The sequence below is a fragment of the Hyalangium minutum genome, assembly GCF_000737315.1.
Classification (GTDB): Bacteria; Myxococcota; Myxococcia; order Myxococcales; family Myxococcaceae; genus Hyalangium; species Hyalangium minutum.
Genome location: NZ_JMCB01000005.1, coordinates 345,880 through 369,102, shown reverse-complemented (window position 1 = coordinate 369,102; position 23,223 = coordinate 345,880). Strand labels below are relative to the sequence as shown.

Sequence of the window (23,223 nt, the reverse complement as noted above, 5' to 3'; positions counted from 1 at the left end):
TCATCCTTCCCACGTTGCCAGCAGCGAACGCACCCTCGCGTACCTCAGGAGCAGCCGCTCGCGGTGCGCGCTGAGCACCACCATGAAGCCCACCACCATGAGACCCATGAGCGTGAGAAACGCCGCGCCGATGCGGTGGTCCCTCATGCCGAAGCGAGCGAGGTTGGCGGCGATGCACGTCACCAGGAACGCGGAGCCCAGGTACACGTAGGAGCGGATGCGCAGCGCGATGCCTGCTGCCACTCCGAGCAAACAGATCAGCACGCACAGCATCATTGACGGGGCATCGCTGAACATCAGCGGCTTCCAGGCGCCAGCCACATAGATGATCGTCACCGCGACGGCGCGCAGCTTCGCCGCCGTGTCGGCCTCGAGCGAGTCCCGGAAGACGCGCAGCAGCACCAGCAGCGAGAGGCCCGCGGGAATGACGTAGAACTGCGGCTCGCCGCGGCCGGTACCGGCCCAGACGACGAGCAGGGCCGCGTTGAAGGCCACGGCGGACGCCAGGGAGGCCAAGGTCCGGCGGGACGGGTGCGCGGCGAGCGCGGCGAAGTGCGCGGCATGCCCCACGAGCAGGGCTGCGGCGTACATCGGCTGGTCCCAGGGCGCGGTGAGCAGACCGGCCAGCGGGAACAGGAAGGCGCCGAACAGCGCGGGGCGGCGGAAGGCCGGGAGCCCCGAGCCCTCGCGCTGGGTGAAGACATAGAGGCCGGAGAAGATCGCACCGCCCACGAGCCCCACAAGGCTGTCCGTCCCGCTCAGGCCCCCCACGCCCATGCCGAGCAACCGGGCGCCGAGATACCCCAGCGCCACGGCCCCCTGCGCGAAGTACGCGGAGAGCTCGTCCTCCTCCTCGACGGCGCGGCGGACCAACGCGCCCAGCAGGACGATGACCCCCGCGCCCACCACGAGCGCCTCGCGCAACGCGCCCGTCGTCCCATCCACCAGCAACAGTCCCAGGAGCACCTCGAGGAGCGCCACAGCCGTGAACAGGTGCCCGACGCTCCTGCGCACGTTCTGCCCCGCGAGCGACAGCGCCAGCGTGGCAAGCACCGCGGTCGCCGCGCCCAGGTGGGGGAGGATGAACTCCTGGCCGTGGCCGCTGGAGAACACCGCGCCCAGGAACGCGACCAGCACGTGGCCGAAGACGAACGTGGCGAGCCAGCCCACCACCTCACGCTCCCGGCGGCGGTGCACCACGGCCCACGCAGCCCCCGTCGCCAGCGCGAAGCTCAGCGGGGCGCTGATGTGGCGCAGGCTCCCGAGCCCACAGAGCGCCAGCAGCGAGAGGATCCACCCACCATGGTGGAGCGCGCGGCCCATGTGGAACTCGCGCGACTCCAGCTCCGTGCCCGCCAGGCAGAGGGCAAGCCCCGTGCCTCCCACGACCACGGGAATCCAGAGCGGCGGCACCGAGGCCACGAGCACTCCACCGAGCAGCGCGGTGGCGGCAAAAGCCATCCACTCCTCACGGGTGATCATGAGCACGAGCGCCGTCAGCCCCGCGAGCACCGCCACGGGCATCGGCAGCGCTCCCGGACCGCCCTCGAACAGACTGAACGCCAACAGCCCCGCGAGCGTGAGGGCACCACCGGCCCACAGCGGCTCACTCCAGGTCTCCTCCAGACGCGGGAGCACCTTCGCCGCTGCGGCAGAGAGAGCGCGCTGGACACGGCCGGACTGGCACAGCGCGGACAGCACGGCAGCCCCCAGCGCCACGGCCACCAAGATGAGCGCCGTCATGGGTGTCCGGTGGGGGAACCCGTAGCTCATGTCCCCGAAGGCGCTGATGCCCAGCACGGCGACGGCCGCAGTGAGCAGCCAGCCCGTGGACAGGAGGAACGCCGCCAGGAAGAGGACACCCGCCACCGCCGCGAAGCCTCCCGGAGCCTTCACGAAGAGCGTGGCCACGGTGATGAGGAAGATCGCGCCCAGGGTCGCGCGGGAGCGCAGCGCCGGGTCCGGAGCGGCCCGGAAGAACGCGGCGACCCAGGCCGGACGGTGGTGCTCGAGCACGGCGAGCGCCAGCAGCAGCACCGTCGCCGTGGGACAGGCCGGGAGGACGAAGGCGAGCATCACCGTGCCCACAGTCAGGCGGATCGAAGCCCGAGGCCCCGGCATCAGCACAAGCGCCGCCACCAGCACACTCAAGGAGAGGGCACCCCAGTCTGCCATCCACATCGCCACGCCGAGCAGGGGCAGCGTGCGCTGCATCCACCGGGAGAGCGCCAGCACGGGCTTGTCATCGGCCTCAGAGCCGAACAGCAGCGAGCGCGCGGCCGGCAGATGGGCCACGGCCCGAACAATCAGGAGCGCCAGGAGCGGCAGCGCGGGAGCGAATCCAGGGTCAGGAGACGCCACGCGCAAGGCCCCCGCGGTGACCAACGCCCCGAGCGCCATGAAGACGGGCTGACGGGTGGCACGAGTCCACAGCAACGGCAGCACCAGGACGGCCGCCATCAGGAACCCAGTAGGCCGGATGCCCCAGATGACCATGGCACTGCCCAGGAGGAACGCCGAGCACAGGGTGGCCACAAGCGCGAAGCGCCGCTCCCCGGCCAACACGGAGGACACAGCGCGCCACTGCTCCAGGAGCGCCATGACGCTCAGGAGGGCCGCCAGCCCGAGCAGGCCATAAGGAGACGACTCGAACCCCAGCCCGGCATAGCCCGCCGCCACGAGGATGCTGACGGACGGATGCAGCGCACGGGCCGTGAGGAGCGCCGCCATACCCGCGCCCAGCAACAGCCCCGAGGAAGCTTGCAGAGACCCCACCGCCAACGCCGGGGCGGCCGCCATGAGCAGCGCCACGACGCCAGCCACGACCGTGCTCGGGCTGCGGCCCCACCGAGCGGTCACCACCGAGGCGCCCAAGGCCCAGAGGATGATCAGCCCGACGGACAACTCCGGCGTCATCCAGGACCACGGGACGAAGGAACCCGGGAAGGCGGGCAGGAGCGCCATCCCCGCCGCAAGCACCGCCACCGGCCGCACCGCTGGGAAGGTGCGCGAGGCGATGAGCACCGCCGCCGCGGAGGCCAGGAGGATGACACCGAGCACAGGCGTCTGCTGCTCAATGGCCACAGCCACAGCCAAGAAGGCATAGAGGATGCCGGGCACGCCGAGCAGCCGCAGGCGGCCCTTCAGCTCACCCAACCCAGCCAGGGCGAGCGCCATGAGCACCAGGGCAGGAGACACGGCCTCCAGCGTTCCGTGAGCGTGCGGCGCATAGGTGGCGGCCAACTTAGGAGCCGCGGCGGCGAGCACGGTCCCCGCCACGGCGATGAGCCGCGGATCCGCCAGGAACCAGGTGGCCAGGAGCGCGGCCGCGCCCGAGAGCCCGATGCCGAAGGCCGCCGTCGTGCCATGGCCCGCGCTGAGGCCGAGGATGAAGCCCGCAAGCGAGAGCAGGCCCACCGCGCTACTGAAGATGAGGCGCGTGGGGCGGGCGTGCAGGCTGACCAGTACCGCGAACACCAGCGCCGGCACACCGCACACCACCGACGCCAGGGCCGGGCCATAGAGCCCATGCGCCGCGAACGGCAGGACCACCGTCACACAGGCGCCCACGGCAGAGAGATAGACGCGCTCGAACCACAGGCCGCTGGCGACACAAATGGAGGCCAGAGCCAACGCACTCCAGAAGGCCGGGCGCTGATCGGGGCCGAGGTGCGCCAGGAGCAGGAAGACGACGCTGGCCACCGCCGTGGACCGCAGGAGCACCTCCGCGATGCCAGCCTCGCGCGCTCCCCCACTCCGCTCCGCACGGGCCATCAGCCAGTGCGCGAGCCCCACGCCCACGAGGATGAAGGGCAGCGCGGTCAGCGCACCGAACTGGAACGGCAGGGACTCGGCGGACGGATAGCCGAGCCGAGTCTTGATGGCCTGGATGAGCGTCTCGACGAACCCCGGGATGAGCTGACTGCTGGAGCCGTAGGCGAGATAAGCCCCGAAGTACGCGGGATAGAGCCAGCGCAGCCGCGCGAGCGACCCGAGCGACAGCCGGTACACGGTCCACGTGAACACGGCCGAGGTGACGAAGAAGGCCGGGGCCGCACCGGTCCCCGCGAGCACGAGGCACCCCACCTGGAGCGCCGCCACTCCGACCGAGAGCGAATCCGCCGCCTGCTCCTCCCGGACCTCACGGAATGCCAGGCAGGTGGCGAGCAGGAAGGCGATGAACGGGGCATAGGTGCCAAGCGAGGGAGGAGTCCCCGCCACCACGAGCGCCAGGTGCAGGCGGATCGCATACAGCGCGAGCAGGTAGAGCGGCGCCCCCAGCACGAAGACGAACGCGGAGCCTCGGCGAGGCACAGCGGGAGTCTGCCGGGACAGCACGAAGAACAGCGCACAGGGCAGCGCGTTCAGCCACAGGGCCGGAGCCCCGAGCTGTGCGGCGAGCGGCGCCAGCCCCATCATGAGAGTGGTCCCCACCATGGCCCACTGAATGAGCGGCCGGGAGGACGCATCGAGCGCCTCGGCGGGCCGCCGCACCATCACTGCGGCACAGACCGACCACCCCAGCAGCAACGGCACGAGGAGCGCCGGCTGAACCCCTTCGAGCTGCAGCCCCGCTCCCAGGGCCATCCCCCCCAGAGGCCCGAGCGCGAGGCCCGCGAGCGGCGCCACGGCCGAACCGATGATGCCGAGGATGCGGCCCGCGTTGCGCAGCTCCGCCCGCCGCGTCAGGAAGGCGCCCCACGCGGAGAAGCCCACCGAATAGAAAGCCGTCATCCCGAACACGACCAGCGAGCGCGAGAGCGAACCCATGCCCGCCCAGCTCTCGAAGACAAAATACAAGGTGCCCGCGAGGATGAGGAACGCGCCGAGGAACCAGGCGATGCTCTCGTAGAGGAAGGGGCGCCAGAGACGGTCCCACGTCGAGGTCTCCTCCACCACGCGAGCGGCGATGGTCCGCACGGGAGGCGCCTCGAAGAGGGGCTCGGTGGTGACCGGAGGCAGCAGCTCCTCGGCCTTGGGCGCTGGAGCCGGATGCTGGGGCTGCGGCCGCCGGCTCCGCGGAGCCTCGCGCACCGGCACCACGGGCGCCTCCACGGTCACGAGCTCAGGCGGCACAATGACAGGCGCAGTCTCCACCGCCGCAGCCGTCATCACAGGCTCGGGCTGCACCACCGCCACAGGCTCGGACGGAACGACGGGCGCCTCAACCGCCGAAGCACCCTTGAAAGTCTCCGCCAGCACGGAGAGCAGCACCCGCGTCTGGCGCTCATAGCGCTGGGAGATGTAACCGCGCGCGCCGTTGGGTACTTCGATGGGATCCCACCGCTTCAGCTCGCTCAGGAGGAAGTGGATGTGGTCCAGCTCCTTCTCCAACGCATCCCGGGGACGCAGCGTCATCGCGCCGCCGCAGAGGATGCACCGCCGACCACCGAGGCGCTCCTGCTGACATTGAGGGCAATACATACCCCTGCCTCTAACAACCGCCGTGCCACCCCAAAGCCCTAGAAGTCCCGGGCACTTGTATCCCCAGCCCGCTCAGATGTGACACCGCGATGACGCGGTGCACACCCGCTCTGTGCAGGCCGGTGCACAACGGGTGCTCACCCGGTGCTCAGTGCGTGGACTCGGACTGGAGCCGCACGCGCAAGGGCGGCCCTGCGGGCACCGGGGGAAACTGCGGCACGGCCACGGTCGCGGAACCACTCATCTGCACGGCCTCCCCCACCACCTCGGCGTCGCACGTGGACGCATTCTCCGCCACGAGCTGCGCCTCCACATGCGAGTCGCCGCCCATCACCACCTGCTCGTGCACCATCACCGCCGCGCTGGTACCGCAGGTCAGCACGCGCGACTGGGCTCCGCGCATCACCAGATCCCTGCCAGCGAGCAACACGACCCCCTTGGGGCTCGCGGGACGCAAGGAGATCAGCCCCGCCTCGTGCACGATGCTGCCCGTGGCGATGATGCTCGCGCTGTACGTGGGATCAGCCTGGAGCGCCGCGCAGCTCGGAGTTCCGGCACTCCGGAAGCGCACGTTGCCCTCCACGAACCAGACGCCCCGAGGCAGCGGCGTGGCCGCCGACTCAGGAAAGTACTCGAACCAGACGTTGCGCACATCGCGCCGCCCGAAACCCGTGGTGCCGGGATAGAGCGCGGTGTCCCCCGCATCACAGGAGCCGCTTCCCGAGCGAAAACCGCCACTCCCATCCGCGAGCCACACCCGGGGCGCGCGGGCCCCGGGAATGGTAACCGAGGGGCTCGGATTCCGGAGCCCCGGATCCGCGTGCGACAGGGAGATGCCCATCGGCTCGTTCTGGGTGTTGGCATCGAGCAACACCCAGCACGTCGGGCAGTCCGCGGGGCTGCACACGCGAGGCGCCGAGCGCGGCGAGTGGCAGGCGCTGTAGCTCCACCCGTACAGCCGCGCCTGAGCCGCCCCCTCGTCGAGCCGCAGGTAATAGAAGGGCAAGCAAGGAGCCCCCGTGCAGTCCAGGGGAGCGTTGGTGACATCCCATGCGGACACACGGGGTGGAGGGGGCACGGACACACCGGCCTCGCACACCTCGGTCCCCGGCCCCCGGCCCGAAGTGGCCGAGCACATGCTGCCCCCAGCCTGCGCGATGCACGCCTCCCCCTGGACACACGCGTTCCAGAACGGCCCGGACGAGCAGGCCGCCCCACACAGGCACCCGCCCTCCACCGAGCCCGTCGCCACCACATCCCCGAACGGGCCACACACGTGCGCGGCGCCCGACATCCTCACGGTGCCGCCCGCGATGATTCCGGCGGGCTCACCGGGCCCCACGAGCACCCGCAGCGTGACGCGCGCGTCATTGCCTTCGAGGCTCGTCCCCGGGTGAACCCCGATAACGGTGACCCAGACCATTCCATCCCGGTCCCTCACGGGATTGTCCCGCAGCGGTCCCAGGACAGGGCCCTCCAGACAGTTCCCGATCGGGTTGTTCGAGGTGGCGGGGCTGAGGAGCATCGAGTCCTGTGCGTCATCGTCGTTGTCGTCGATGCGGACGAAGTACGCCCCCTCGGCGCCCTCATCGGCGAGCACGCGCAGGTAGTCCCTGCCACTGGAGGAGACCGTGACGGGCTGGCTGTCGGCGAACGGCGGCAGGTGGTCATCCCATGTCACGCCCCCGAGCGCCGGCAGCGTGAGGCAGTCGGTATCCAGCCCGGGATCCAAGGCGCGATCGAGATCCACATCTCGCGCCAACAATTCTCCGAGATACGCGCGCGTGCGCTCCAGGCCCGCCTCGGCGAGGGCTCGCGCCTGGGCCTCACTGCGCTCACGGTTGGCGGTCAGCCCCTCATCCCCCGCCCGTTGCTGCGCCAGCGCCACGAGCAGCACCAGCGCCGCCAACAGCAGCATCACGGCGAGCAGGATGTAGCCGCGAGGGGGGCGGGAGGAGAGAGGAAGCACCGGAGGCTCCTAATGCCTCAATGCGACGGAGGTGAAGGTGTCATAGGTGACGGGTGCTCGCTGGGTGGGCGCGCTCAGGCTCATCCGCACCTCCACGCGCCGGACCCGCCGGAGGTCCTCCTCCGATAGAGGAAGACGCGTGAGCTCGAAGCCCTGCACATCGAAGTACCGGAACATGAGTCCACCGGGGACAGCCGTGCGCAGCAGCGGCTCCCACGCCGTGCCGTCAGCAGAGGAGCTGCAGGGCGAGAAGGTGCTCGCGGACACGAAGCTCCCAACCGGATTCCAGCATTGCTTGCGCTCCACGGTATTGCCCCGAAGCCGGTAGAAGACGCGGTCCATCGAGGCCACCCAGCCGCGATTGGGCACGTCGAAGAAGTCTGCGGGCAGCCGCTCGTTGAGCTGCAGAGTGATGCGGCTCGCCGAGCTGGAGAACAGGTTCGAGGACACCTGGCGCTCCACCCACCGTCCCACTCCGTCCACCAGCACGAGCCACTCGCCGGGTTGGTACTTCTTGAGCCCCCAGGGGCAGGAGGGCGCGGTGAAGGGCGAGTTGCGGCAATCCACCCCGGGAAAAGGAAGAACCAGCGAGGCCTCATCCGTCCGGCAGCCCGAGGGCAACGAGCTGTCCACGTCACAGCTCCCGTTCAGCTCGTTGAGCAAGGCGACTCCGCGATCGGGCATCGGAGGTGCGAACTGGTTGGCGGCGAAGGTAGACAGGCCATTGAGATCCGCATCGGGCCGAGGCAGGTCCGCCACGAAGGCCAGCGACGTCGCGTCCGCGACAAGCAGAGGCCCTGGGAAGAGCTCGCGATCTCCATCCTTCCGGGCCCGCGTGGGACGCCCGAGGCCCGCTTGCCGCAGCTCCCGGCCAAGCTGGCCCAACACCAAACTCGAGTCCTGCTTGAGCCGGGCGAGCTGCGCCTCCTGATGATCCATCCGCGAGCGGTGCAGCAGGTAGCCCATCATTCCCGTCAGGATGATCAACCCCACGGCGCTGGCAACGAGCACCTCAACGAGCGTGAAGCCCCGCCGTGCCGGAGAGGAGCCGCGCGCTACCATCGCAACGCCTCCCGCTCCAAGATCCTTCCCTGCGGGGTGATGAGGGTGATCCTCGCGCGCACGTAGCGGAACAGGGGGAAACCCACCCGCACGTCACGGTCCTCGACGAACTCGGGAGTGATGGTCCAGGCCCACTCCGGATGTCCTGGAACGGTACCCCCAGAGGAAGACGTCCACGCAGGCGAACCTGGGGGCTGTGCGCGCAAGGACTCGAGCAGGTCGGTGGCGGCGCGCTCCAGTTCCAGGTCCTCGATGCTGCGCGACAGGCTCCGCCGGGCCGCCACTTCTCCGGACGCAAGCGCGGCAATCGTCAGCGAGAGCAGGACTCCCCCCACGAGTGCCTCCGCGAGCAGGTGCCCGGCCCTGCTCCTCCGTGAGCGCCAGAACTTCACGGACAGCCCTCCGCCTCATTCTCGAGCGTGCACACGGGCCCCTGGGGCACTGCGACGATGACACGCAGAGCTGTCTCACGGCCCACTTGGAAGCGCCGGGGCTCGTTGTCCCAGATCCGTCCATTGGCGCGGAAGACCAGGGCCTTCGAGCCCTCCTGGCGCACCGTCATGCGCTCGGGAAGGGTGAGGCGCTCCACCTCGACGAAGGCGAGCGGATCCGCGGGGGACTCGCAGTCCACATCCCGTCGGCGGCTGACGCGCAAGACGTCACCGGGAAGGCCCGTGACGGGAACGCCGCCCGCGAGGACCTCGATCTGATGGCAACGGCCCGTCTCGATGGCGCGCTGGCGGGTGCGGACCAGGAGCGAGGCCGTAGCATCCGTGGCCTTGCGCAGCCGGTAGCGGGCCTGGAGCGGCTGCAGCCCGACGGCGGTCATGGCGCTCATCAGGGCGAGCAGCGCCACGGTGACCATCAGCTCCATGAGGGTATAGCCGCGCATCCGGGGTGATCAGACCACGAACGCGCCCCGAGCGCACCTTGCACGCCGCCGGTGCGCCCCGCCGTCAGCCGCGCAGGAACGCGGTGCCGAAGCTGCCGGCCTTCTCGGCCTCGCCCAGCAGTGCGTTGACCGGAGAGATGCCGACGATGTGGATGGCCTCGATGCCCTCCTCCAGCATCGCGAGGCTCTCCTCGACCTTCGGAATCATCCCGCCCTGAATCACGCCGGAGGCAATCTTTTCCTTGGCCTCGGCGGGAGTGAGCGTGGGCAGCCGGGTGGACGGGTCATCCTTGTTGGCGAGCACGCCTGGCACGTTGGACACCAGGAACAGCTTGGCGGCCTTGAGCTTCGCGGCCACGCGCGTGGCCACCGTGTCCGCGTTGATGTTGAACACGTTGCCCTGCGCATCCCCGGACAGCGAGCCGAGCACCGGCACCACGCCCGCCTCCGACAGCTTCTCGAAGAGCGCGGTGTTCACCTCGGAGACATCGCCCACGAGCCCCAGGTCGATCGGATCCGGCCCCGCGCCGGTGATGACCTTGGCGGGCCGCTTGCGCGCATTGACGAGCCCCGCGGAGACGCCCGTGGTGCACACCGCGGGCACACCGGCGATGCGAAACGCGGCGGCCACATCCACGGAGACCTGGCCCGCGAGCGTCATCTTCATGACCTCGAGGGTGGCCTCGTCGGTGACGCGGCGCCCACCCACCATCTTCGGGGTGAGGCCCAGCTTCTGGGTGAGCTCGGTGGCCTGGGGCCCACCGCCGTGGATGACCGCGACGCGCACGCCCGCGTCCAGGAACGCGCGCACGGCGGCGCCCACGCTGGCAGCCAGCTTGGGCTTGTCCGAGGCCAGCTCGCCGCCGATCTTCACCACGAACCAGCGGCCCTTGAAGTCCGAGAGCCCGCTCACGGCCACAGCCCCGGCTCGGCCAGCGTGGTGCGCTCGTCGAAGCCCATCATGACGTTGAAGCTCTGGATGGCTTGGCCGGCGCCGCCCTTGACGAGGTTGTCCAGGGTGGAGAAGCAGACCACGCGGCGGGTATCACCCGTCACAGGCCCCAGCGTGAAGCCAACCTCCACGTAGTTGCTTCCGGAGACGCCCACCACCTCGGGCTGCCGCCCGCCACCGATGATGCGGATGAAGGGCTCCTTGCCGTACGTCTGCTTCCAGAGCGCGTCTAGCTCCTCCTGGGTGGTGGAGGCGGGCACGTCCACGAACGAGGTGGCGAAGATGCCGCGCGGCAGGGGCGCGGACACGGGGACGAACTCCAGCGACAGGTCCTGCGCGGCGCCCGCGTTGCGGAGCGTCTGGAGAATCTCCGGGATGTGCTGGTGCTCGAGCGGCTTGTAGGTGCGCAGGTTGCTGGCGCGCAGCGGGTGGTGGGTGGTGATCTGCGGGTTGGCGCCGCTGCCGGACGAGCCCGTGGCCGCCACGGTGTGGATGGCCCCGCTCAGCTTGCCGCCCTTGGCCAACGGCATCACGCCCAGGGCAATGGTGGTGGCGAAGCAGCCGGGGCTGGCGACGTAGCGCGCCTTGCGGATGGCCTCGCGGTTGAGCTCCGGCATGCCGTAGACGAAGGTGCCGTCCGTGAGGTGCTGAGGCGCCGGATGGGGCACACCGTAGTACTTCGCATAAGCGGCCGGGTCGCGCAGGCGGAAGTCGCCGGACAGGTCCACGATGCGCGTGCCCGAGGAGAGGATCTCCATCACCACCTGGGCCGTCGTCTTGTGGGGCATGGCCAGGAAGGTGACGTCCGCGCCGGCCACGGCCTCGGAGGGCGCGAGCTGCTGGAAGGTCAAGTCCGACAGGCCCGCGAGGTTGAGATGGACGTCGCCCACCTTCTTGCCGATGTTGTCCACCGACGTGATGCGGATGACCTCGACGTTCGGGTGGAAGAGGAGACGGCGGAGGATCTCCGCGCCGCCGTAGCCGGTACCACCGATGAGGACTGCCTTCACCTTGTTGGCCATGTGCCGGGACTCCTGAGGGGTTCCGCTGGGGTGTATAGGGGCTTGCCGCGTCCGAATCCACCCCCCTCGGTGGAGCGTTGACTACCCGAAAAGCCCCCCTGGCCATCGACCAGGCGCTGTGGAACGGTTCGGCGCATGAGCAACGACTGGACCCTGCGCCCCATCGAGCCCAAGGACGACACTGCCGTAGCTTCCATCATCCGGACCGTAATGCCGGAGTTCGGGGCCAGCGGCCCGGGCTTCGCCATCCACGACACGGAGGTGGACACGATGAGCACCGCGTACTCACGGCCTCGGCACGCCTACTTCGTCGTGGAGCAGGAAGGCCGGGTGCTGGGAGGCGCGGGCATCGCGCCGCTGGCGGGCGGAGACCCGTCCGTGTGCGAGCTGCGAAAGATGTACTTCCTGAAGGAGGTGCGCGGCCGTGGGGTAGGCGAGCGGCTGCTGCGGCGGTGCCTCGACTTCGCCCGGGAGGCGGGCTACCGGCTCTGCTACCTGGAGACGCTCACCGGCATGGACCAGGCGCAGAAGCTGTACGAGCGGCTGGGCTTCGGGCGCATTCCCCAGGCCATGGGCAACACGGGGCACTTTGGGTGCAACCGCTTCTACACGCTGGACCTGAGCCGCCCTTCGCCCCCCACGAAGTGAGAAACAAACCGAACGCGAAGGTCATCGACATCCACAGCACCACGCTGGGCGGTGAGGCGGACTTCAGCTCGCTCTTCCTGGGACGTGATCTCGAACCCTCCTGCTGGATTCTTGTCAGCCGGGATGCCCGTGGATGAAGTCATGGGATGCACTCATGGTCCCATGGCTGGCTCACTCAGCACGGCTTCTTGGCCCTCATACTGCTGGCCGTCTCCCTGCTGTCGGCCTGTGCCACGACGCACTCCGCCACAGGGTGGGCGGGCGGCGAACTCCGGCTTGAAGCCCACTCTTTCTCTCACTCCGAAGAAGAGGATGTTCGGTTCGCGCGCGACGTGCCCTTCCCTCCCCTGCGCGAGAGTGAACGTGCCGAGGCCACACGTGCTGAGATTCAAAGAGCGTTGAACGAGATGTGGACAGTCACCAGCCACTCGGATGCACCTGGGGCCCACTGGGAATTCCGCTACTGGGTGGATGGCGGTGCCCTGACGCTCTTGTCCTTCCACCGCGTGAAGGAGGGAGGAGGAAGAGCCGCGCCGGTGGATCGAAGTGCCTTCCTGGCAGGGTTGGAGCACCATCTCACCACGCTGTTGGGGACTGAGGCACGACAGGTCACGCTCTCTCTGGAGCGGGAGGAGGCACGTTGGACTCTGGACCTGGACCTCTCCGCACGAACTGAGGCGCCCTGGCACGCCCGTACACTGCCATCCTCGCAAGAGGGCACCTCCAGGGCCAGCTACGCTCAGGTGCTCACCACCGCACGAGGCTTGCAACGCCTGATGGCCCTCCCCAGAAACGGTACCACCCGGCTGGAGGTACGGCTCACACTGGAAGATGACCGGATATCCAGCTGGGAGCTCTCCCGACGGGATGCTTCCGGGAGCGGGACCGACATGCCCGCCTCTGAAGCCGAGGTGACACTCGTCACCCATGCACTGCGCCCCTTCTTGAAGGGTCTGGGTGAACGAGAGGTCGTGCTGATCCTCCATGGGCGTCATTCACCCGGCGCGCCCCTGCCACGCTGGGAAGCGACGGAGGCCCGAACGCTGGAGCCGCCTCCGCCGCCGCGCGAGCTGGAAGACTTCCGGCGTGAGTACCTGGCCATGCACGAGCGCATCCTCCGTGAGTCCCGAGAGGAGATGCGGGACGGCGTGGTGTTCCTGGCCGGCTTCTCAATCGAACAGGTCGCTACGATGCTCGTGGGGGGCTTCATCCTCAAGCGGGCGCTCATCCTCTTCGAGGCAGCAGCACCTACCGTCACATCCCTTCTGGCCCGCGGAGGGCATGGAGCGGTTCGTTGGTTTCGAAATCTCCTGGTTCGCATGCCCGCCGCGGAACGGCAGGCACTCCAACAGCTCTGGCTGAAAGCAGAGACGCAAGGCCTGAAGGCCCTGAGCGAAGCGGAGAAGACCCAACTCCGAGGCCTGATGGGCCGGTTGGAAGGCCTGCTGCGAACAAGCCTGGATGACCAAGCAAAGAAGCAACTTCGTGTATGGGCCCGCACCGAGTATTTCGAGCTGCATCGTCCTGAGCTCGCCAAAGCCTTGGGAACGGTTCGGTTACAGGCCTACGACATCCACCATACTTGCCCTCTGGAGTACGCCCATCTCTTCCCCAAGCTGGACATCAATGGTGGCGCCAACCTCATTGGGCTGTACAGGGATGTACACAGGAGCATCGGCAAGGTGTGGAGTCTCGCAAGACCGGTTGCCGAGAAAATGACCGCCAGGGATGTGACTCGCATGATGGACATCGTCCACCGCCACTATCGCCGCTGGTTCCACCAGATGTACGACCCGAGTTCTGCGCCCACGTTGGCTCGTGCTGAGCAGGCTGCGCTTGCGGAAGCGGCTGAATTCTTGGCCACGCTCACCCGTTGAACCAGGGATGACCTCAATGCCCGCCATGCCTTCACTGCCCGGCCTGGACCTCCTCATCAAGACATGCCGCCACCATGGCCTGCCGCTGGAACTGTCACCTCCCCTGCCCACGGCCCCCAAGGCTGGAGAGTTGCTCTTGGCTCAGCCCTTGGACCCAATGCTTGCCGCGCTCTACCAGCGCACGGCGGACGCCTCGCTGGGACCGTTCTCCGTGTTCCGCCTCGATGCCGAACCCCACGGCTTCATTCAGGAGAACGAGTACTTCAAGCGTGACGGTGAAGAGCCCTTTCGCTCCACACACCTGTTCGCCAAAGAGACGGGGTTCTCCTATTACTTCGGCACGGTGCCTGAGTTGGCGGACTCCACTGGGCTCCAGCCCATCGTCTACATCGCCTACTACCCAGCGGAGGTCTACGGCATCCCCATTGCTTCCAACCTGGACCGGTTCTTCGCGCTCTACTCGCGCTACCTTGAGCGCATGGCGGTGGACCCCGAGTACTTGGAGACCGGCACTCCCGAGATCACCTTCCCCTGGGAGATGGCCCAGCAGGTGGCTGAGGACAGCCCCCTCGTCGCGCTGATGCGCGCTGGACGCTTCACCCACCTGCTCAATGACTACCATGGGGCGCGGAAGTGGGTGACCAACGTCCTGAGCACACTCATGTGAGGAGCCGGGGCCCGAGCGCCTCAGCGAATCTGGAACTCGGTCGTGCCCAGCGGCTGGCCGTCCATGGCCCACTCCGCCTTGTAGCTGCCCGGAGGCCAGCCCTTGTTGGGCCGTGAGAGCGTGCCACGCACCGTGTAATAGGAGCCGCTCGACAGAGGCTCATTCTGCGCGGCCACCTCGACCACGCTCTGATCGATCAGCGTATTGGGCGGTGCGGCCTTGCCCACGTCCACCGCGATCCACTTCGTCGTGATCTTGCTCCCAGGCTTGGGCACCGTGGGGAACCGGCCCACGGCGAGCAACTCGGGCGTGTCCGTGTTGAACGAGGTCTTCGTCGCCTCACAGTCCTTCGCGGGGCTCTGCTCGCACAGCGAGAACTGCGGCGCTGACTGCTTGGCCGAGCACCCGAACAGCATCACCGCGCACAGCAACGTCACCCTCATGATGTCCCCTCCTGTGGAACGCTCCCGCCGCACCCTAGCGCAGCGGCCCTCCTTCCGTCGTGGGTAACGAGTGAACGTGCCAGGTTGCCTCTCTCCCACCTCACTCCTTAGATTGGGTGAGGGAGGTCGCATGGCTTCAACCGGGAGCGTGGAGGCAGAGAAGGAGCCCTTCGACATCGACACGGTGCTGAGGCGCATCCGGGAGACAGTCCGAAGCTTCGCGGACGCGGCGATGTTTGCGCTGGCGGCCCAGGGCCATGAGACGCTGTTCGAACAACTGGTCGCCTGCATCCTCTCCATCCGGACGAGAGACGAGGTGAGCCTGCCCACCTCCCTGACCCTGCTGCGGCGCGCAAGTACCCCGGAGGCCATGAGCCGGCTCAAGCCGGAGGAAATAGAAGCCCTCATCCGCCCGGTGACGTTCCCGGAGCCCAAGGCCCGGCAGATCCACGCCATCGCCGTTCGCACGGTGGAGGAGTTCCACGGGAAGCTCCCGTGCGATGCCCAAGTGCTCCAGTCCTTCAAGGGCGTGGGCCCCAAGTGCGCCCACCTCGCGCTGGGCATCGCGTGCGGCCACGAGGCCATCAGCGTGGACATCCACGTGCACCGCGTCACGAACCGGTGGGGCTATGTACAAGCCCGTACGCCCGAGCAGACCCTGGCCGCGCTGGAGGCCCGGCTCCCCCGGGCCTACTGGGTGGAGCTCAACCGGTTACTCGTGCCGTTCGGCAAGCACGTCTGCACGGGGACGCGGCCCAAGTGCTCCACGTGCCCCGTGCTCTCCATGTGCCGCCAGATCGGCGTCCAGCACCCGCACTGATAGTATGGCGCCGGTCTGGCGGCCACAGTGCCGCAGCGGTAGCTCCCGGGAGGGGACCGACGATGCACCTTCGAAGCAGTAGGAGCGGCCTGTGGCTGGCGCCAGTGTTGACGCTGCTATCGGCGTGCGGTCTCTTTGAGAAGACAGAGACGCCGCCTGAACCGACGGCCATTCCGAAGTTCGAGGCGTTCGGGATGTTGCAGAGGTCGTACCAGGTGCGCCCGTACACCTGTGGCCGCGCCACGCTCCGCATGGTCGCGGATCGGAAGATCGATCAGGACGACATCGTCTGGTCGGCCGACGCGACACTGATCGATTTCGAGGACATGTCCTACTCCAGCGGGAACGCGACGCTGGACACGTACGAGACCTTCTCGCAGGTCGATTTCTGCGCGCGTGCGAAGCACGGCAAGTTCAAGATCCGCGCGGGGCTCAAGAGCCTGCCGGACTACTTCGCCGAAGGGGACATTGAAATCGGGCTGCCGGCCTCGGGACAGGCGAACCCGGTGCCGGCGGAGATCGTGCTCGGGCATCACCACAGCGCACCGACGCGTATCTTCTGGTCGAAGGACGGGGCGTCCTTCTTCGTGGCGTCGAAGGATCGGACACTGACGAAGTGGCACGGCACCACGCTGGCGATCGAAGGCGGCTGGGTGACGATGGGCGACGACGCGAGCTTCATCGAGGACGGCCGCGTCTTCGTGCCCATCTACAATTTCCGGTCGGCCATCTTCGATCTTCCGACGGCGCGCTACACGACCTGGTTCGATGGGCTCGGACAAGGGGCCCTCTTCGAGGCTCCGGTGACCCAGCCTGTCGGATCGGCCGAAACCCGGTCGATCAGCGCGAACGCCGGGCTCCTCGCGGCCTGGTCGTGGAACGACGGACAGAACACGGCCGGCTGCGCCATCCAAACCTTGGACCTCAAGACGAACAGGCGCCTCCTCGTCGATGCGTTTGCCCCCGCAGGCCGGGCGCGCGAGCTGAACTTCAGCGGAGGGAGCACCGGCACTCCACCTCCCACCGTGGTGCCTGAGTGGTACACCGAGGTCTCACCGAAGGGGCGCTACGTCGCCTTCGGCCCGAGCGGCTGCAGCGTGGGCAACTCCGTCTACGACACCCAGAACGATCGATTCGCCGTCTGCGGCACCACGACCATCAATACGAAGCTGCACCGCACGGGATTCTCCGATGACGAGAGCACCTTCGTCGTCGGCAATGCGCCCGATACGCGGCGCATCGAGATCTACAAGATGCCGGACTGCCGGAAGCTCGGGAACGGCCGGTTCGACAACACGACCCTCATGGGCTGGGCGCTCTCGCCGGACGGCAATACGCTCGCGGTCGTCGGCTACAACGGCGCACCGCGGCTGCTCCTGTACAACGTCGCGGAAGGCTCACCGATCTGGAAGCCACTGGACTACTTCGGCGCCAACTTTACCGAGGGTGACGTCACGCGCGACTTCGTCCTCGATTTCGAGAAGGGCGGCAACAGTACGTTCGAGCTGGGCTTCTACCGGCTCGCGTTCTCGCCGGATGGAAAACGCATCGCGGTCGCCTCGACGAACGGACGGCTCGCGCTGGTCGATCTCGAGCAGAGCGACGGCGGCATCCGCTACGACGAGCAGCCGATGGATTCCAAGAGCCCGTACCAAACACGCCTCGCGCCGGGGGGCCGCTACCTCTGGATTGCGTCGGTGGGGACGAGCGCGGACATTCATACCGGCATCTACGATCTGCAGGAGCGCCGGATGATCGTGTGGTACGACGGGAACACCGGCCCCCTGGTGACGATGGAGCAGGACTCGCTCGTCGTCCGCCGTGGCACACGCCTCTTCCGCGTGCCCTACGCGAACCCCTCGCAGGAGACGGAAGTCTTCGGCGTGGCGCCGACACAGGGCGAGGATGCGTCGATCTCGCCGAGCGGCCGCTATCAGTGCGTCGTCTCCGGTGGTCAGGCCTGCCGCAAGGATCTCCAGAGCGGCGGCGAGCAGTGCGTACAGCTTGAGCAGGCGAGCGGAGGCGCGTTGAAGACGGCCCAGAGCGCTGCGATGACGAATGACGGCAACTGCCTGCTGGGAGACGCGCTCGCCAGCCGGCTGTGGCGCTGGGGCACGGACTCGCAGACCGTCACCCTGCAGACCCACCTCGTCAGCTCCGACGCGAACGACGTCATCCGCTTCGAGCGGCTCGGCGGGCGGAACGTTCTCATCGTGACTCGCCGCCTCTTCGTCTGGAAGGTCCCATGAATCGCTTGCTGCTCTGCGCTGCCGTTTCGCTTCTTTCCGGCTGTGAGCTCTCCGGACTCGAGCAGGAGGAGGAAGTCCCCCCCGAGTGGCCCCAGTACTACTGCGGCTTCGAGTTGATCGATCTCAAGCAGGTGAAGTCCACGAACCCGGGTCACGGCAACCAGCGGCTCGACCGGGGCACGACATGCTGGGTCATCGACTTCGACGAAGATCCGCAGACGCTCAGCGGCACCGTCACGCTGCAGCGGCAGATGGGCACAACCAGCGACGGCCGTCCCGTGGGCTGCACGTTCAAGGGGTTGAGCAATCAGGTGCGCGCCGAGCTCACGGAGGGCACGTGCCTCATCCCCACGGAGACCGGGTTCGCGCGTTTCGAATTGACGACACCGGCCTCCTTCAACCCGAGGGCGGCAACCGGCAGTCAGGCCGTCCTCGACGGCACGTGGTTCGAGCAGCGCGGGCAGGACTTCATTCGCTCCAAGGCCACCTACGGGCTCTACCCGCAGTCCCAGGCCCAGAAGGCGACCGTCGACGGTTACCCGGAGTCCGCGAAGAAGATCCTGTCCTTCGCGAACGACTGGCCCGGCTGCGGCGCGTCCCGTTGCTTCAAGGTCGCGTTCGGCGGCAAGGGGCAGCTCGTCGAGAGCGACAGCAATCACTGTGCGTCGGTGCTCGGCTGGTTTCCGGATCCTTTCGCGGTCGTGATCGATCAGCGCGGCCACCTCGCCTTCGCCGACAACGCCGCATCCGTCGAGGAAGAGAACTGGCTTGCCGGCGGTCCCTCTCTGACGGGCTGCGGCAGCTTCGCCTTCACCGGCGAGCGGCCTTCGCCCTACTCGACCTACGAGGTGAAGTGGAACGCGGCCGGCGCCGGCGAGATGTCCATGGACCACACGATCTTCCATACCCAAAACAACCTGACGAAGATCTGCCGGACCCGCTGGAAGACCGAGCTGACCGCATGTGACTGATGTTCTTAGCGGTCCTGGCCCATCAACTGCGTGGCCCGCCGTGCCAGGCGCCGCCACGGGTTGGTCCGGCCACCGGCGTCGAGGGTGATCTCCTTCGAGTACTCGAAGTCCCTGTGCCAGCACCGCTCCAGCTTGCTCGCGAGTTCCGGGTCCGCCAGCACCATGGAGCCCTCGCTCAGCTTGTTGAGCGAGAGCGCATCCAGGTTGGTGGAGCCCACCACGGTGAGCCAGTCGTCCACGAGTACCGTCTTCGCATGCATCATCGACGGCTGGTACTCCCAGATGCGAACCCCGGCCCGGAGCAGCTGCTCGTAGGTGGAGCGCTGCGACGCGCGCACCAGCGGCACGTCATGCACGGGCCCCGGCCCCAGCACCCGCACGTCTACGCCCTCGTGCGCCTTGTGCACGAGCTGCTCCATGATGGCGTTGGGCGGTGTGAAGTACGCGTTGGCAATCCACAACCGCTTGCGAGCAGCGGCAATGACGATGCGCACCATCCGCTCCGCATCCGTCATCCCCAACTTGCCCATGCTGTCCACGAAGGCGCCCCGCACCGGCCCCACATGGCACGGGCCCGGCAAGTCTCTCGGGTGCAGCAGGCTCCCGCCGCTCTCCTGCCATGAGCGCGAGAACGTCAACTGCATCCGGCACACGGCCGGGCCTTCCACGCGCACGTGCGTGTCACGCCAGTTCTCCTCCGCCCGGCCATCTCCCTCCCACACCTTCCAGATGCCAAAGCCCCCCGTGTAACCGATGCGCCCATCCACGATGATGAGCTTCTGGTGGTTGCGTCCCAGCAGCCGCCCCAGCACCTTGCCCGCCAGCGGCCGGTAGTAGTGAACCTCCACGCCGCACTCGACGAGCTTGCGCTCGATCTTCTGGTCGAAGTCGTGGTCGCCGGACACCTCCTCGCTGCCCACCGGGTCCACCAGCACGCGGCAGTGCACGCCCGCGCTCACCCGCTCTTGGAGCGCCTCCACGAACCGGTCCGACAGCTCGCAGGGCCGCCAGATGTACACGAGGATGTGGATGCTCTCTTGCGCCTGCCGGATGTCCTCGAGCATCCGCTCGAACACCGTGCCGTTCTCCAGCAACTCCACCTTGTGGCCCTCGTCCAGGCACACCCCCGTGGACTGGTACAGCACGAAGGAGAAGGCATCCGGGCCTGGGGGCAGATGGAAGGGCCCCTTCATCTCATGGCGCTGGCGATCCTCCTCGTCCCACCCATGCGCTCCCGGCTGCGGGAGCACCCCATCCATGACGTCCATGTCCATGGCTTGCCAAGCTAAGGCCGCGAGGCTTCATGGCCAGTCTGCGCGAAGCTCCCACCTGTGCATGTGGCAACGATGCAACCCACCATTGCTCCGAGCGGCGCTCCATGGCGAACTGTGCCCGCCTGCCTGCTCTCCGGAGAGACAACCATGGCCATTGATGACGTGCCGGGCCCTTCCGCCCAGGAGTTGCTGTCCCTGCCCCGCCTGGCGCCGCTCGTCCCCATGCTCTACGTGGCCTGGACGGACGGTGAGCTGACCCCCGAGGAGATCCGCGCCCTGGGCGCCGCTGCCCGGGCACAGCCGTGGCTGGACCTGCGCTCCAGCGCCGTGCTGGCGCGTTGGCTGGATCCGCTCAACCCGCCCACGTCTCGGGCCCTGGCGCAGCTGCGCGAGCACATCCGCACCACCTCCGAGCGCCTGGAGCAGAGTGGGCAGCAGAGCCTCGCGGAGCTGGGAACGCAGCTCGCCGAGGTACTCGGAGGCAAGAACGCCCTGCCCGCCTCCATGCCCGAGCTGGCGCGCACCCTCGCCCCGCTGGAGACGGCACTGGGGGTCTCGGGCGTAGAGGCCGTGCGCGCCCTCGTCTCGCCCGCCACGCCCCCCCCCCTCTCGCGGGCCGCTCCCGCCCCGGCCTCCTTCGACGTGGACAAGCTGCGCCCCATCCTGGAGCGCACCTACCCCGACGTGCGCGCCAGGGTCCGCCAGTGGCTGGCCCACCCCGCCTTCCGCTACGTGGACGAGCGCGACACGAGCGCCTACCGGGAGCAGGTCTTCTCGTGGCTGAAGCAGCTGGCGGACCGAGGGCTGGGGAAGATTGCCTACCCGGATGACCTGTCGAAGGTGGACCTGGGCGCCTTCATCGCGGCCTTCGAGACGCTGGCCTCCTTCGACTTGAGCCTCGTGGTGAAGGTGGGCGTGAACTTCGGCCTGTTCGGCGGGAGCATCTACTTCCTGGGCACGGAGCGGCACCACCGCCAGGTGCTGCCCAAGGTGGCCTCGCTGGAGCTGCCCGGCTGTTTCGCCATGAGCGAGCTGGCCCACGGCTCCAATGTCCGGGACGTGGAGACGGTGGCCATCTACGACGACATCACCGGCGAGTTCGTGGTGCACACGCCCTCGGAGGGGGCGCGCAAGGAGTGGATCGGCAACGCGGCCCAGCACGCGCGCCTGGCCACGGTGTTCGCGCAGCTCGAGGTGAAGGGCGAGCGCCATGGCGTCCACGCGCTCCTCGTTCCCCTCCGCGACGAGCAGGGGCGGCTGCTCCACGGCGTCCGGGTGGAGGACTGCGGCGTGAAGATGGGGCTCAACGGCGTGGACAACGGGCGGCTGTGGTTCGACCGCGTGCGGGTGCCTCGGGAGAACCTGCTGGACCGGTTCGCGCAGGTGAGCCCCCAGGGCGAGTACACCAGCTCCATCCCCAGCGCCTCGCGGCGCTTCTTCACCATGCTGGGCACGCTGGTGGCGGGCCGGGTGAGCGTGGCGTGCGGCGGACTGAGCGCGACCAAGAGCGGCCTGGCCATCGCCATCTCCTACGGCGACGAGCGCCGGCAGTTCGGCCCGGCCGGAGCGCCCGAGGCCCGGCTGCTGGACTACCAAACCCACCAGCTGCGGCTGCTGCGCCCGCTGGCGACGACGTACGCGCTCGACTTCGCGCTCAAGTACCTGGTGAAGCGCTACGTGGGCCGCACGGAACAGGATGCCATGGAGGTGGAGGCGCTGGCAGCGGGCCTCAAGGCGTACAGCACGTGGCACACCACGCGGACGCTGCAGGTGGCGCGCGAGGCCTGCGGTGGCCAGGGCTACCTGGTGGCGAACCGGCTGCCCTCGCTCAAGGCGGACACGGACGTGTTCACCACCTTCGAGGGCGACAACACGGTGCTCATGCAGCTGGTGGCCAAGAGCCTGCTCACGGGCTACCGGCAGCAGTTCGAGGACGACCGCGTCTTCACGGTGATGAAGTTCATCGTCGAGCGGGCCTCGGGAGCGCTCACGGACCGCAACCCCTTCCAGGTGCGGCGCACAGGCAGCGAGCACCTGCGCGACGGCGACTTCCAGGTGCGCGCGCTGCGCTTCCGCGAGTCGGACCTGCTGGCCTCGGCAGCGGCGCGGCTGCGCAAGCGGCTGGGCACGGGGGTGGACTCGTTCCAGGCCTTCATCCAGGTGCAGGACCACCTGCAGGCGCTGGCGCATGCGCACGTGGAGCGCGTGGTGCTGGAGCAGTTCCTCGCGGGCGTGGAGCAGGTGGAGGACCCGGCGGTGAAGGCTGTGCTCGGCAAGCTGTGCGACTTGTACGGCCTGGGCTGCCTCGTGGAGGCGAGCGGCTGGTTCCTGGAGAACGACCACATCGAGAGCGGCAAGGCCAAGGCCATCCGCAAGGAGGTGACACGGCTGTGCGCGGAGCTGCGGCCGGACGCGGTGGCGCTCGTGCGCGCCTTCGACATCCCGGACTCGGCGCTGGCTGCCCCGATTGGCCTGGGCCGGCCCTCCCCCTGAAGAGAGCCTCCCGCTCCAGCGAAGCTTCAAACTTCTGCTCCAAGTCCGCCTCGTTCTGGGTTTCCGGATCTCTCCTCACCTGCAGCATATGGAACATCGATCAAACCCACATGGTAGGATCGTGACCATCTGCTGTAGAGTGCTCGCAAGTCTCAGCCAGGGGGGCCGATGACGGCAGCGATACACAAGGATGGAGCACCCGTGCTCCAGGGCATCCAGAAGCTCGACATGGATGTCCAGGAGCTCAAGGGGCGCGTGAGCAGACTTGAGGGCCGGATGGAGCGGCTCGAGGCCCGCATGGAGCGGCTCGAGACGTCGAACGGGCGCATCCTCGAGCAAGTCACGCGCATCGTGAAGGTGTTGACCGAGTCCCCGGCTCCCAAGAGCCACGACGGGCTGAGCGCCTACTTGGACAAGATCGAGCGGCGAATCACCGCCCTGAAGCGCTAGCCCGCCTCAC

General features: G+C 68.2%; 17 protein-coding genes. 8 read left to right on the top strand and 9 right to left on the bottom strand.

What is annotated here, in order from left to right:
- The 7 genes from DB31_RS15055 to argC form a co-directional block, all read right to left on the bottom strand.
- Positions 1-5,358 (bottom strand): ribonuclease E domain-containing protein, encoded by a 5,358-nt coding sequence (locus DB31_RS15055; protein WP_240486703.1) that lies wholly within the window; start codon positions 5,356-5,358, stop codon positions 1-3.
- A 214-nt stretch (positions 5,359-5,572) separates the two neighbouring features.
- A complete protein-coding gene (locus tag DB31_RS15050) occupies positions 5,573-7,393 on the bottom strand; it encodes a hypothetical protein (RefSeq protein ID WP_044187919.1) in 1,821 nt (606 codons plus the stop codon).
- A 9-nt stretch (positions 7,394-7,402) separates the two neighbouring features.
- Positions 7,403-8,455, bottom strand: a complete 1,053-nt coding sequence (locus tag DB31_RS15045; RefSeq protein WP_044187917.1) for a PilW family protein — start codon at positions 8,453-8,455, stop codon at positions 7,403-7,405.
- A complete protein-coding gene (locus DB31_RS15040; RefSeq protein ID WP_157231992.1) occupies positions 8,449-8,790 on the bottom strand; it encodes a hypothetical protein in 342 nt (113 codons plus the stop codon). Before DB31_RS15040 ends, DB31_RS15045 begins: the two co-directional genes overlap by 7 nt.
- 53 nt (positions 8,791-8,843) lie before the next feature.
- The gene (locus DB31_RS15035; protein WP_044187913.1) at positions 8,844-9,347 is read right to left on the bottom strand and encodes a pilus assembly FimT family protein; all 504 of its coding nucleotides are present in this window, start codon (positions 9,345-9,347) and stop codon (positions 8,844-8,846) included.
- 64 nt (positions 9,348-9,411) lie between these two features.
- Positions 9,412-10,260 carry an acetylglutamate kinase gene (gene argB, locus DB31_RS15030; RefSeq protein WP_044188170.1) on the bottom strand — a complete coding sequence of 283 codons (849 nt, stop codon included), beginning with the start codon at positions 10,258-10,260 and terminating at the stop codon, positions 9,412-9,414.
- On the bottom strand, positions 10,257-11,321 hold the full coding sequence (gene argC / locus DB31_RS15025) for an N-acetyl-gamma-glutamyl-phosphate reductase (RefSeq protein WP_044187911.1): 1,065 nt from the start codon (positions 11,319-11,321) through the stop codon (positions 10,257-10,259). Before argC ends, argB begins: the two co-directional genes overlap by 4 nt.
- Before the next feature lie 135 nt (positions 11,322-11,456).
- On the opposite strand from argC, the gene DB31_RS15020 reads away from it, so the two are divergent.
- From DB31_RS15020 to DB31_RS15010, 3 genes are all read left to right on the top strand, one after another.
- Entirely contained in the window at positions 11,457-11,969 is a 513-nt protein-coding gene (locus DB31_RS15020) for a GNAT family N-acetyltransferase (RefSeq protein WP_044187908.1), read from the top strand.
- Between the two features lie 146 nt (positions 11,970-12,115).
- The gene (locus DB31_RS15015) at positions 12,116-13,846 is read left to right on the top strand and encodes a hypothetical protein (RefSeq protein WP_044187905.1); all 1,731 of its coding nucleotides are present in this window, start codon (positions 12,116-12,118) and stop codon (positions 13,844-13,846) included.
- Between the two features lie 25 nt (positions 13,847-13,871).
- Entirely contained in the window at positions 13,872-14,513 is a 642-nt protein-coding gene (locus DB31_RS15010) for a hypothetical protein (protein WP_157231991.1), read from the top strand.
- A gap of 20 nt (positions 14,514-14,533) precedes the next feature.
- Here the strand turns inward: DB31_RS15010 and DB31_RS15005 are convergent, their stop codons facing one another.
- Complete coding sequence (locus DB31_RS15005) at positions 14,534-14,956, bottom strand: hypothetical protein (protein ID WP_044187901.1); 423 nt, start codon at positions 14,954-14,956, stop codon at positions 14,534-14,536.
- Positions 14,957-15,086: 130 nt separating this feature from the next.
- Between DB31_RS15005 and DB31_RS15000 the strand changes: the two genes are divergently transcribed.
- From DB31_RS15000 to DB31_RS14990, 3 genes are all read left to right on the top strand, one after another.
- The gene (locus DB31_RS15000; RefSeq protein ID WP_044187898.1) at positions 15,087-15,776 is read left to right on the top strand and encodes an endonuclease III domain-containing protein; all 690 of its coding nucleotides are present in this window, start codon (positions 15,087-15,089) and stop codon (positions 15,774-15,776) included.
- A 194-nt stretch (positions 15,777-15,970) separates the two neighbouring features.
- On the top strand, positions 15,971-18,025 hold the full coding sequence (locus DB31_RS14995; RefSeq protein WP_044187897.1) for a WD40 repeat domain-containing protein: 2,055 nt from the start codon (positions 15,971-15,973) through the stop codon (positions 18,023-18,025).
- Entirely contained in the window at positions 18,022-18,996 is a 975-nt protein-coding gene (locus DB31_RS14990; protein WP_044187895.1) for a hypothetical protein, read from the top strand. Before DB31_RS14995 ends, DB31_RS14990 begins: the two co-directional genes overlap by 4 nt.
- A gap of 5 nt (positions 18,997-19,001) precedes the next feature.
- Here DB31_RS14990 and DB31_RS14985 read toward each other — a convergent pair whose 3' ends face one another.
- Positions 19,002-20,270, bottom strand: a complete 1,269-nt coding sequence (locus DB31_RS14985; RefSeq protein ID WP_052419973.1) for a phospholipase D-like domain-containing protein — start codon at positions 20,268-20,270, stop codon at positions 19,002-19,004.
- A 147-nt stretch (positions 20,271-20,417) separates the two neighbouring features.
- On the opposite strand from DB31_RS14985, the gene DB31_RS14980 reads away from it, so the two are divergent.
- Entirely contained in the window at positions 20,418-22,763 is a 2,346-nt protein-coding gene (locus DB31_RS14980; RefSeq protein ID WP_044187894.1) for an acyl-CoA dehydrogenase family protein, read from the top strand.
- Between the two features lie 168 nt (positions 22,764-22,931).
- The gene (locus DB31_RS14975; protein WP_157231989.1) at positions 22,932-23,213 is read left to right on the top strand and encodes a hypothetical protein; all 282 of its coding nucleotides are present in this window, start codon (positions 22,932-22,934) and stop codon (positions 23,211-23,213) included.
- Positions 23,214-23,223: the final 10 nt, after the last annotated feature.